This window comes from Actinoplanes sp. CA-030573 (assembly GCF_050951115.1).
In the GTDB taxonomy this organism is placed as follows: Bacteria; Actinomycetota; Actinomycetes; order Mycobacteriales; family Micromonosporaceae; genus Actinoplanes.
The window spans coordinates 6,902,643-6,914,733 of the sequence record NZ_CP192038.1 but is presented as its reverse complement, the minus strand read 5'-3'; the positions used below and the strand labels follow the sequence as shown (position 1 = coordinate 6,914,733).

Sequence of the window (12,091 nt, the reverse complement as noted above, 5' to 3'; positions counted from 1 at the left end):
GCGATCAGCCCGGCGTCGCCAGCCATCGCTGGGCGGCGTGATAGCCCTCGAGGCTGGACTCGCCGACCACGTCGGTCGCCTCGAAGATCCGGACGCCGTCCACCCGCTCGACCGTCCGGTTGCGCTGGAGCTGGCGCAGCACGGCCGGGTCGACGCCGGTGAGGTAGAGCCGGCCGCCGGCGTCGGCCAGCCGCCCGGCGTAGTCGGAGAGGACGGCGAAGGCGGTCGCGCCGAGCATGGCGCGTCCGCGCAGCCGCAGGACCACGACCGGCCGCTCGGCATCCCCGGGCTCGGGCAGGCGGGCCTGCAGAGTCCGGGCGCCGGCGTAGAACAGGCTGCCGTAGACGTCGAGCAGCACGACCTGGCGGGACTCCAGCCTCGGCGGCGCCGGCTGCTCGACGAAGGCGCCGTCGTCGCGCGGCGTCAGCCGTACCACCCGCAGGTCCGCCGCCTCCCGGTTGAGCTGCATGACCAGCGACAGCGCCACGCCGATGCCGACGGCGGCGGCCACCGGCAGAAACAGCGTGGCCAGGAAGGTCGCGATCACCGCGACCCGGGAGATGGCACCGGTGCGCAGGATCGCCCGTACGTCGGCGGTCCGGAACGCGCCGACCGCCGCGACGATGAGCACCGCGGCCAGGGTCGACATCACCACGGCGCCGACCAGGCCGGAGAAGAGCAGGAGCAGCACGGCCATCCACAGGCCGGAGAAGATGCCGGCCCAGCGGTCGGCGGCGCCGGACGCGACGTTGAGCGCGGTGCGGCCGACCGAGCCACCGACCGGCTGGCCCCGGAACAGCCCGGCGAGCAGGTTGCCCACCCCCTGCGCCACGAAGTCGGTGTTCGGGTCGGGCCGGGACTTGTCCGGATTGGGCGCCGACTCGCTCACCCCCGCGCCCTGCACCAGGACGACGGCGGCGACCGCGAACGCCCCGGCCAGCAGGCTGAACGAGAAGTCGGAGAGGTGCGGCAGGACCGGCGCCGGCAGCCCGCTCGGGATGCCACCACCGTCCCCGGCCACCGGCACCGAGCCGGCCGGGACGATCGCGACGACGACACTGGGCACGATCAGCGCGACCAGCGTCGCGTACGTCGCGAACCGGGTGCGGCGGAAGGCCACCAGCACCGCCATGGCGAACAGCCCGGCCAGCAGCGCGCCGACGTTCACCCGGCCCAGGTGCCGGATCAGGTCCCAGGCCTTGGCCAGGGCGAACGGGCCGCTCGCGGTGGTGCCGGCGAGCACCGGGAGCTGACTCAGGACGATGTTCACGGCCACCCCGGACAGGAATCCGATCATGACCGAATGCGGCACGAACCGGATGTACCGACCGAGCCGGGCGACCCCGGCCAGGACCATCAGCGCCCCGGCCATCAGGGTCAGCAGGAACAGCGCTCGTGGCTTGTCCGCGGCCGGGACGTCGGCGAGCGCCGACCCGGCGGCGACGGCGGCGGCGCTGGTCGTCGTGATGACCATGAGCCGGGTGCCCGCCGTGAGGCCGCCACCGATCGGGCCGAAGATGCTGGCGTAGAGGCCGTACACCGGGTTGACACCGGCCAGCACGCTCGCCGCCATGCCGTCGGGCACGCCGCTGATCGCTCCCGGCAGCCCGGCCACGAGATCCTTGCGGACCGTCTCCCGCTGCGGCGCCACCCGGCGCAGCCAGCGCCAGGCCCGGCCGGCGATCACCACGCCGTATTGTCGGCGTGCCGTCGCCGGCCGAGCATCATGCGCGGCGGATGAGCCTTCGTCGCGGGCCTGCCGGCGGTGGTCAGGAGGCGATGTTCGCGCCGCTCAGCACGTCGGGAGCGGCGGGTCCGGCCGTGATCGACAGGAACTGGCCGGTGGCCGCGTCGAACACGGTCGTGTAGGAGTCGTACTGCACGGGCTTGGCACCGTACGGCACCGACCGGGGTGTGAAGGCGGCCTTGACCGTGACCAGCCAGACGCACCGGTCGGGAGCGACGATGCCCTCGGCGACGTCGTCCCCGGTCGAGGCGGCCGCCCGGGCGTACGACATCTGCGCCGCCGCCGCCGGCGAACCGGCCACCTTCAGCCCCGCCCGGCCACCGGCGCCGGGCACAGCCTGGGCCGCGGTCACCGCATCCGGAGCCGTGAGGGCCCGGGCGGTGGCCGGCTTCTGCGAGGCGGGATTCGAGCGCCACATGTCGACCCAGCGGGAGTCCCGCCCGGTCGGGGCCGGCGCCACGGCGTCGAGCCGGCACGACGAATCGGCGACCGCCGAGTGCGCGCCACCGCCGAGGACGGGAGCCTGCGCTTGCGCCGCCTGAGTGGCCAGCACGATCGCCGAACCGGTGGCGACGACGGCCGCCGCGGCGAGAATCCGATAGCGGTTCTTCATCACGGGATCCTCCAGGTCCAGGCCGACTCACCGGGGCGGTGGCCGTACAGCGGGGAGTCGACGATCGGCGTCTCGGTGCCCAGGTTCACGCGCGAGCCGGCCGAGTTGAGGCCCTTCGGATACATGTTGAAGGTCCCGGCGGTGCCCGACGAGGTGGCCACCTCGGCGCCGATGTCCAGCGTGCTGCCGCTCCAGAAGCCGACGCTCGGTGTGGTCTTGTACGAGCCGTCGAAATAGATCCGGAAGGTGTTCGTCGTGCCGGCACGGGAGATCTGATACTCGTCGGTGACCCCCGAGCTCTGCGAGACCGCGCCGAAGCTGTACTCGTGGTAGGTGCCGCCGGTGGTCTGGTAGGCGCCGAAGGCGTAGTAGCCGTTCGCGGCCGGCACCGCGAAGTAGCCTCGGGTCAGCCCGGTCTCCACCCACGCATTGGTGCTGGCGTTGGGGGAGAACCACATTTCCGAGTCGACGAACTGCGGATTGGACGCTGAGGACGAGGTGCCCATGGCGGCGCGGTTCCACGTCCCGTACATGCCGTAGAAGGTGGTTCCCGAGCCTCGCAGAATCGAGTAGCAATGGGAACTGAGCGAACAACCGGGCGTGCTGGCCTGTGCCGCCTGTGGAGCGATCAGCCCCACCGTCACCACGCAGGCGGCGACGACCGCGGCTCCGAATCCTTTCCTCACCCTGGCCTCCTTGTATGGGATAGGCCGAGAGTAGGTGCTGTCCATCGTGGACCGGTCGTCGCATTATTGACATAAATCGATGCGCTGACCGACCGTTCGTTCGGCGTGCCGACGGTGCGTGACGGCTTTCGTCACGGTGCCGGAACGGCGGCCGCGCAGAGTGATTGCGATGGCCCGTCGACCACCTTTCGTGACTTCAGGTAATCATCGTTGATTGCAGATCACCTGTACATTATCGAGACCGGCCGCTGTTATTTCGACAGGCTTCTCCGTATGGCATTCGTATTTGCCGGAACCGAACAACGGACTGGTCCCGGTGACGATGTAGCGTCCCGGTTTCACCGTGATCGAGAAGGTGCCGTCGTCGGCCGTCCGGACGCTGGTGATCTCCCCGCCCTCGGCTTGGAACCGCACCGTGCCCGGCAGGCCGGCGGGCTTGGTCCCGGCCGGGCCGCCCACCCGCAGCAGGCCCCCGCGCACGGTGGCCGCCACGGCGGCGGCCCGGGTGCTCGGCTGGATGGTGGTCCGGCCGGCGGCCTGATCGCCGTCACCCGGCCGGTTCCACGCCCGCAGAAACGGAATCGTGCCGATCGCCAGCCCCGCCACCAGCGCCACCGCCACGCCCGTCGCGATGCGCCGGAGACGGCGGCGCCGGCGGGCCCGGGCGCGCAGGGTGGCGAACTCGGGCCGGCGCCCGGGCTCCTGCTGCTCCGCGGCAGCACTCAGCAGCGTCCTCAGATCAGGCATGCGTCGCCTCCTCGTTGAGCAGAAAGGCCAGAGCGCTGCGCGCCCGGCTGAGCCGTGACTTGACCGTGCCTTCCGAGACGGCGAGCGTCCTGGCGACCTCGTGCACGGGGAGATCCGCGAGATGATGCAGGACGATGACCTGACGCTGGGGCGCCGGAAGCTGCCGCAGCGCGCGCACCACATCGATCTTGTCGGCGTTCGGCGGGGCGGCCGCCGTGGCCGGGCCCTGCCGGATCAGCGCCCGCCAGGCGTTGCGGGCTTTTCGGCGCCGGTTCGACAAGAGCCGGAAAGCGACGGTCCGCAACCATGCCTCCGGTGCCTCGTACCGGGACACCCGAGACCACTGGTCGAGCAGCCGGATGAATGCCTCCTGCACGCACTCCTCGGCCTCGGCGCGGCCGTCGGCGGCCAGCGCCACGACCCCGACCAGCCGGCCGTAGCAGGCTCGGTACAACTCACCGACGGCTTCTGGGCCGGACGACAATTCGCTCACGACTCTTAGAACCCGTGGCGAGCCCGTCCGGTTCCATGGAGTTGGCAAATTGCGCCGTGCGGGCGTGTTCAGCGCGACGGCGCGACGCAGCGAAAGCCGATGTGGCTCATGCCGGTGTCGACCATGTGCGGCCGGCGCGCGGCCGGCCGGTACCGCAGGCAGTAGGTGTCGGCGCAGAGGAACGAGCCGCCTTTGATGACCTTGCGAGGGATCCGGGTCCCCGGCTGCGCCCGGTCGTAGCTGTCCTCCGGCCGCCCGCCGCGCGGATCACGGGGGAGGCAGCAGGCGGAGTAGCCGGCCCAGCGTCGTTCGGCGTACCAGTCCTGGGTCCACTCCCACACGTTGCCGGCCATGTCGGCCAGGCCGTAGCCGTTGGGCGGGAAGGAGCCGACCGGCGCGGTGTGGCCGTAGCCGCTCTCGGCCCGCCACGGGAAGTCGCCGTGCCAGTAGTTCGCCCGTCGCCGGCGCGGGGTCTCCGGCTCGTTCCCCCAGGTGTAGGTGGCCCCGTCGAGGCCGCCCCGGGCCGCGTGCTCCCACTGCGCCTCGGTCGGCAGCGCCAGCCCGGCCCAGGCCGCGTAGGCCGCGGCGTCCTCGTAGGCGACATGCACCACGGGATGGTCGGCGCGGCCGTCGAGGTCGCTGCCCGGCCCCTCCGGATGACGCCAGGACGCACCCGGCGCCCACACCCACCACTGGCTCAGGTGGCGCAGGTCGACCGGGCCCGGCGTGCCGGTGAAGACCATGGACCCGGGCACCAGATTCGCAGCCGGGGCGCCCGGGAAGTCGGCCGGGTCGAGCGGCCGCTCGGCCACGGTGCGGTAGCCGGTCGCGGCCACGAACGCGGCGAAGGCGGCGTTGGTCACCGTCGTCCGGCACACCCAGAGGCCGCCGACCTCGACCTCGCGGACCGGCGCCTCCTCCGGGTAGTGGTCGTCGGATCCCATCCGGAACGTGCCGCCGGGCACCCAGACCATGTCGGCGTCCGGCGCGACCGGCGGCGCCGGCGAGGAGGCCGCCGCGGTCACGTGCTCGGCATTCCGGCCTGCAGCTTCGCCAGCACCTGTTCGAGGCTGAAGCTGGCGGGCTTCTGCCGGCGGGGGAACTCGGCGAAGGTCTGCAGCATGTTGGCGACGAACGCCTGCATCGGCACGGCCAGCCACGCGTGGTCGAGGCACCAGTCGTAGTAGGTGTTCGAGGTGACGTCGGCCCGCTCGTACGGGTCGGTGCGCAGGTTGAAGATCTTGGGAACCCGCAGCTCGGTGAAGGGCTCGGCCCACACCCGCAGGGTGCCCGTGGCGCGCTGCTCGAGGAAGACCAGCTTCCAGTTGCCGTACCGCACGGCGGTCAGATCGCCGTCGTCGGACACGTAGAAGAAGTGCTGCCGCGCGCTGGTCGCGGACCGCCCGGTCAGGTAGTCGAGCTGGTCGTGGCCGTCGAGGTGGACGTGATAGCGGGTGCCGTCGAGGTCGGCGCCGGCCCGCAGCTGAGCCGCGATGTCCGGCACACCGGCCGCGGCGAGCAGCGTGGGGAACCAGTCGGTGTGGCTCATGATGTCGTTCAGCACGACTCCCGCGGGGATCCGCCCGGGCCACCGCACGACCGAGGGCACCCGGTACGCGCCCTCCCAGTTCGAGTTCTTCTCGCCGCGGAACGGGGTCATGCCGGCGTCCGGCCAGGTGTTCATGTGCGGCCCATTGTCGGTCGAGTAGACGACGATCGTGTCGTCGGCGATGCTCAGCTCGTCGAGCAACCCGAGCAGGTCACCGACGAGCTTGTCGTGGTCGATCATCGTGTCGTGGTAGTCCGACTGCCACCGCCCGGCCTGACCGCGGCTCTCCGGCTTGACGTGGGTGCGGAAGTGCATGTGGGTGGCGTTGAACCACACGAAGAACGGTTGCTCGGCGGCGGCCTTGTCGCGGATGAAGCCCGAGGCGGCGGCGAGGAACTCGTCGTCGACGGTCTCCATCCGCTTCCTGGTCAGCGGGCCGGTGTCCTCGATCCGCTGGGTGCCGTCCTTGTCCGCCCAGGAGTGGATGACGCCGCGCGGGCCGAACCGCTTGTGGAACTCGGGGAACTCCTCGGGCTGCGGGTAGTCCTCGAGCTCGGGCTCCTCCTCGGCGTTGAGGTGGTAGAGGTTGCCGAAGAACTCGTCGAAGCCGTGCACGGTCGGCAGATGCTCGTCGCGGTCGCCGAGGTGGTTCTTGCCGAACTGGCCGGTCGCGTACCCGTGCGCCTTGAGCGCCGTCGCGATCGTCGGATCCTCGGGCTTGATGCCGACCTCGGCGCCCGGCATGCCGACCTTGGTGAGCCCGGTACGGATCGGGTTCTGCCCGCAGATGAAGGCGGCCCGGCCGGCGGTGCAGCTCTGCTCGCCGTAGTAGTCGGTGAACCGGGCGCCCTCCTCGGCGATCCGGTCGATGTTCGGCGTCCGATACCCCATCAACCCGTCGCTGTAGCAGCTCAGGTTGGAGATTCCGATGTCGTCGCCCCAGATGACCAGGATGTTCGGCCGGTCCGTCGGCATCGCTGACCTCCCCGCTGCTCGAGTGCTCGGGTCGAGTCAAGCGGCGCCGCACCGGGGTCGCCTCATCCCGCCCGGGTGAGGCACCGGCGGGCCGGTCGCCTGTTTCAGGCCCATCCTTTGCGTGCGGCGTGCCAGCCCAGCTGCACCCGGGTGCCGACGCCGGCCCGGGCCATGAGCTGATGGATGCGGCGCTGCACCGTGCGCAGCGACAGCCCGAGCTTGCCGGCGACGGCCTGGTCGGTCAGGCCACTGAGCAGCAGAGCCAGGATCCGCCCGTCGACCTCGTCGATGTCGGCCCCGGCCCCGGTTCCGGCCCCGGCGCCGGCCCCGGGCAGCAGCGGGTAGCCCCGCTCCCAGAGCACATCGTGCAGCGCGAGCATGGCGTCGAGCAGCCCGCTCGGGTGGATGAGCACGGACGCGTGGGCGGTGTGCTGGTTGTGCCGCAGCGGCAGCATCGCCACCTCGCGGTCGACGATCACCGCCTTGACCGGCACCCGGTCGACCACCCGGATCTCCTGCCCGGCGGCGGCGCTGTCGATGACGTCGCCGACCGCGCCCGGCTGGTCCAGCACCCGCCGGTCGATGATCGCCCGGTAGCGGACGCCGCGGCGCAGGCAGTCGTCGCCCGCCGCGTTCTCCCGGTGCGGCACCACCGACAGGTGGGGAACGACCAGCGAGAGCACCTCCTCGCGGGCCCCCTCCTGCAGCTGCGTGAACCGGTGCCGGACACCGTCCACATCGGTGATCACCTCGATGACGTCGGCGGCCGTCCGCCCGGCGCTCGCCGACCGGTACGTCTCGGCCAGCGCCGCGATCGCCAGCTCGGCCGCGCGCAGGTCGTCGTGCCGGCTCCGCAGCAGACCGGCGAGGGCGATCGCGGGCGGCGCCGGGGCGAACCGCACCACCCCGTCCCCGGCCGGCGACGGCTGGGCGGTGGCCAGGCCGCGCCCGACCAGCCCGGCCAAGGAGTCGGTGAGCTCGGCCCGGGTCGTGCCGGCCCCGGGCAGCAGCTCCTCCAGCGTGGCATCGCCGCCCGCGACGAGCAGGCGATATGCCTTCTCCTCAGCGGCATCGAGGCCCAGGGCGGCGAGCATGCTCCGAGGGTACGAGCGGGCGCCGCGGCCGCCAACGGACGGCGTCTTTCGCCGCTCATCTGAGACCGTAGGCCCTGATCACCTCCTGCGTGACGGCGTTGCCGCGGGTGTCCCAGGCGCGCGCCCGCAGCGACACGAAGCCGTGATGCGGCGCCGTGAAGGACGCGACGCCGCCGGCCACCGGCACCGGACGCCAGGTGACCCCGTCGTCGAACGAGACGGACAGCGTCGCCCCGGCGATCGTCCCCGCACCCGCCGCGCCCGGCAGGTGCACGGCGGCGAGCCCGATCGACTGCCGGCCGCCCGGCACGTCGCCGGCCAGGTCGGCGCCGATCCGGTAGTCCAGCTGCAGGACGGGCATCAGCTCGACCCGGCCCGGCGCCGCCGGCACCGACTTGACGGTCCAGACGGTGTGGCTGCGCGGCGACAGGCGGAAGACCGCCGGGTCGCGGCTCGCGACCAGATCCAGGGTGTACGTCGCGGGCCCGGCCGGGATCGGGTACAGCGACGCCGACGCCCAGTCGGACGTGCTCACCAGCGTGCCGTCCTGGTAGACCTTCATCTGTTTGGTGTCGCCGTCCTGGAGGTATCCGGCGTGCCCGGCCCCGCCGTCCGCCCAGGGCTGGACGTTTATCGCGATGGACAGATCGTCGCGGGTGGACGACCAGTAGCCGCCGCCGTCCCGCGGCCGCACGACCGGCCCGAACCAGTCATCGACCGTGCGTGCGCCGGGCCGCAGGGCGTGCACCTCGGCACTGGACACCAGGTTCAGGCCCGGGCCGGTGACGGCGGCCTCGGCCCACGCGGTGCCCGGCTGGGCCGAGGTGTAGTCGACCCGGGTGCCGGGCATCGTGGTCCGCAGCAGGGCGCCGAGGCCGTACGTGCGGTACGGCCGGTAGTCCCAGCGGAACTCGCCGCTCGGGTAGCGGGTGCGCCGGTCGAGGCTGTGGAACCGCATGTCGACCGTCGCCAGGTCGCCCGGCCGCGGCCGGTAGGCGAGCTTCTCCGGAATCCGGCCCGGGTGCGGGTCGACCAGGTCGTAGACGTACGGCGAGTCGGGCACCCCGGCGACGGCAAGGCGCAGCCGGCCCTGTCGTGCCCGCGGGATCAGGCTCGCGCCGGCGCGAGCGGTCACCGACACCACCGGGACAGCGCTGTAGCCGCCGTCGTCGCCGCCCACATAGTCGGCGAGCTTGCCCGGCCCGTCGTTGACCACGATCAGCAGCCGCGCCCCGGCCGCCGCCGCATTGCGGGCTCGCTCGCTGCCGGTCACCGCGTCCGACCGGGTCACCAGCACCGCCCGTCCCTTCGCCCGCAGGCCGGCGTAGTCGTCCGCCGTTCCGGTCCCGGCGTAGATCGCGTCGAGCTCGGCCCGCCCGTCGAAGAACGAGGACCCGGCGAGACCGAGGATCATCAACGGCTTGCCGCGATCGGCCACCGTGAGCAGCGGGTACGCCTTGCGCCAGCGGGCCTCGAACTCGAAGTCTCCGGTGGTGACCCGGGCGGTCGGCAGCGCGTACATGGTGTCGTAGACGGCGGGCAACATGTACTGGCTGGCGATTACGCTCTCCGCGCCGAAGCTGCGGTACCAGTCGAGGTACAGCATGCGGTCCTCGGTGGTGCGCGGCACCTGCGCGGTGACCTCCCGGGCCCGCCGGGCGTCGAGCACCAGCGACTGGCTGTGGTCGAGCACGACCTCCGGCGCGCCGAGCAGCGCCAGGCCGGCCGAATCCGGCCCGTGACTGCCGGCGACGTCGGCGTAGGACACCACGCTGTACGTGCCGGCCCGCAACCGCAGGTCGGCGGTGCCCTCGACGAAGACGTACGTCGGGTCCGGCACGCCGGCCTGCTGGATCTCGACGTACCCGGTCACCGGCGCGCCGGCCCGGTCCTTCACGTCCAGGTGCAGGGTGTAGCGCTCGTCCTCCCGGTAGAGCCCGACCTGGGTGCGCACCGCCGCGCCGGACGAGCGGTCGACGGCGACGATCTGACCGAGGTAGCGACGCCCGGGCGCGGCCAGGTCGGGGCGGGCGCTCGCGGTGACCGCCGCCGTCCCGTGCGCCGGCACCGTGACCGACGCGGCCGAGAGCCCGAACATGCCGTCCGGCGCGGGCGTCCCGGCATCGGCCTGCGGGTCGGTGTCGTACGGCCCGCCGGCCACGGCCACCGTCTCCCGCAGGTCGAGGGTGACCGGCGTGTCGCCGCTGTTCGCGTAGGTCACGGTCCGCGCGGACGTCGTGCCGTCCCCGTGCGGCCAGGCGTCGAAGCCGAGGTAGGCCGAGCCGGTCGCGGTGACCGTCGCCGGCAGTGCCGCGGCGGCGTCGACCCGCCCGGCACCGGCCTGATAGGCGGTCGCGGACAACGGCCGGGACGTGCTCATCAGCGCGTCCTTGAGCTGCGTGGCCCGCCACTCCGGATGGCGCTCGGCGAGCAGCGCCGCGGCCCCGGCCACGTGCGGCGTCGCCATCGAGGTGCCGCTCAACGTCTCGTACCAGCCGGTGCCGGCGGTGCCGCCGGCCTTGGCCGCCAGGATGTCGACGCCGGGCGCGGCGATGTCCGGTTTCAGGGCGTAGTCGCCGATGCGGGGGCCCATCGACGAGAAACTCGCCAGCTGATCATCGGAATCGACCGCGGCGACGGTGAGCGCCGCGTCCGCCGCGCCCGGCGCCGAGATGGTGGCCTCGGTGCCGGCATTTCCCGCCGCGACGACGAAAAGCGCGCCCGTCTGCTCGGTCAGCCGGTTCACGGCCTGGCTGAGCGGGTCGCTGCCGTCGCTCGGGGCCGACCCGCCGAGGCTCATGCTGATCACGCGGGCGCCCTGGCCGGCCGCCCATTCCATGCCGGCGATGATCCAGGAGTCCGCGCCGGAGCCCGCGTCGGACAGGACCTTGCCGACCAGCAGGTCGGCGCCGGGCGCCACGCCACGCTCCGCGCCGCCGGAGGCGCGGCCGCTGCCGCCCACGGTGGACAGCGTGTGCGTGCCGTGCCCGTTGCCGTCGCGAGCGCTCTCGCCGGGCACGAAGCTGACCGCGCTGCCGACCCGGCCCTCGAGGTCGGGGTGGTCGAGGTCGGCGCCGGTGTCGAGCACGGCGACCTTGACCCCGGCACCATCGACGCCGGCCGCCCACGCGGCCGGAGCACCGATCTGGGCGGTGCTCTGTGCCAGGTCGGCGTGTTCGCGCGCGTCCAGCCAGACCTTGGCGGTGCCGCTCGCCGCCCCGCCCGCTCGGCGTCCTGCCCCGCCCGCTGCATCCCGCGCGCCGCCCGCTGCGCCCCGCGCGCCGCTCGTCGCGCCCGGCGTGTGCGGCGAGACCAGCGCCGTCCACGCCTGCCGGGCGCGGCCCTTGGCGATCCGCACCGACCGGCCGTGGATGCTCTTCAGCACCCGAACCGGCTGGGCGCCGGCCGGGACCGGAGGCAGGGCCGCGGCGGCGGGCGACGAGAGGATCAGCGGTACACCGTCGCTGTGCGCGTCGTCGTAGCCCTGCTCGATCAGCGACGTCACGTCGAACAGCCGCCGGTCGACCGCATCGGCGGCCAGGTAGGGCAGCGCCTCGTCGGGCACCACGAACAGGTCGCGGCCGATCGTCTCGGCCCGCACCCCGCCCCGCGCGCCGCGGGGACGGGTGACGTCCACGGTGTGCCGGCCGCCGCCCACGTCGGACACGCGCACGACGTCGCCGGTCACCAGCGTGACGGTGTGCGCGCCGGCCGGGGCGACCGCCGGGACTGTCCGGACGGCCGGGGCGGAGGCGGCCGCGGGTCGCGTCGGGGTCGCGGCGCCGGAGACCAGCACCAGGGCGACGACGCCGGCCACCGGCGCGGTCAGCGCGCGTCCGGCCCGCCGTCCGGGCGGAAGCAGATTCATGGCCAAGGGTTTACCGGCCCCGCTCCCCGGCCGGAATCCTCCTGGCCTGGCGGGGACGTGCCTTGGCGGCGACCCGCCGCGGCGGTCTCGAGGGCCGGCCGAGAAAATCTATGACTGAACGACTAGATATTCTCGCGCGGGTCGGCTAATGTTCCCGGTGTTGACGACGAGATCGTGGAAAGACGCCGACGATCGGACCGACGTGAAGCAGGGCTCAGGACCCGAGTTCTGGGCTCGATCGGTCCCCAGCAAGACACATGTAAGGCACGTTGAAGTGGTTGGACAAGACCCTGATGTAAGTCCAGATCAGGGCGACGGG

General features: G+C 72.9%; 9 protein-coding genes. All 9 read right to left on the bottom strand.

Annotated elements, in window-relative coordinates; translation table 11 throughout:
- Nucleotides 1–4: 4 nt before the first annotated feature.
- Nucleotides 5–1,687: a SulP family inorganic anion transporter gene (locus ACQP2F_RS31820; protein ID WP_433293929.1), complete on the bottom strand. Its 1,683-nt coding sequence runs from the start codon at nucleotides 1,685–1,687 to the stop codon at nucleotides 5–7.
- A gap of 82 nt (nucleotides 1,688–1,769) precedes the next feature.
- Nucleotides 1,770–2,360, bottom strand: coding sequence for a hypothetical protein (locus ACQP2F_RS31815; protein ID WP_433293926.1), 591 nt, complete (start codon nucleotides 2,358–2,360; stop codon nucleotides 1,770–1,772).
- On the bottom strand, nucleotides 2,360–3,046 hold the full coding sequence (locus ACQP2F_RS31810) for a hypothetical protein (RefSeq protein WP_433293924.1): 687 nt from the start codon (nucleotides 3,044–3,046) through the stop codon (nucleotides 2,360–2,362). The genes ACQP2F_RS31815 and ACQP2F_RS31810 overlap by 1 nt, the downstream gene beginning before the upstream one ends.
- Before the next feature lie 204 nt (nucleotides 3,047–3,250).
- Nucleotides 3,251–3,793, bottom strand: coding sequence for a hypothetical protein (locus ACQP2F_RS31805; RefSeq protein ID WP_433293922.1), 543 nt, complete (start codon nucleotides 3,791–3,793; stop codon nucleotides 3,251–3,253).
- Entirely contained in the window at nucleotides 3,786–4,286 is a 501-nt protein-coding gene (locus tag ACQP2F_RS31800) for an RNA polymerase sigma factor (protein ID WP_433293920.1), read from the bottom strand. The genes ACQP2F_RS31805 and ACQP2F_RS31800 overlap by 8 nt, the downstream gene beginning before the upstream one ends.
- Nucleotides 4,287–4,354: 68 nt before the next feature.
- Nucleotides 4,355–5,260, bottom strand: coding sequence for an SUMF1/EgtB/PvdO family nonheme iron enzyme (locus ACQP2F_RS31795; protein ID WP_433307672.1), 906 nt, complete (start codon nucleotides 5,258–5,260; stop codon nucleotides 4,355–4,357).
- Nucleotides 5,261–5,307: 47 nt separating this feature from the next.
- Entirely contained in the window at nucleotides 5,308–6,810 is a 1,503-nt protein-coding gene (locus ACQP2F_RS31790; protein ID WP_433293918.1) for an arylsulfatase, read from the bottom strand.
- 104 nt (nucleotides 6,811–6,914) lie between these two features.
- Nucleotides 6,915–7,904 carry a transcriptional regulator TrmB gene (locus ACQP2F_RS31785; RefSeq protein WP_433293916.1) on the bottom strand — a complete coding sequence of 330 codons (990 nt, stop codon included), beginning with the start codon at nucleotides 7,902–7,904 and terminating at the stop codon, nucleotides 6,915–6,917.
- Nucleotides 7,905–7,959: 55 nt separating this feature from the next.
- Complete coding sequence (locus tag ACQP2F_RS31780; protein WP_433293913.1) at nucleotides 7,960–11,772, bottom strand: S8 family serine peptidase; 3,813 nt, start codon at nucleotides 11,770–11,772, stop codon at nucleotides 7,960–7,962.
- Between the last annotated feature and the right edge of the window lie 319 nt (nucleotides 11,773–12,091).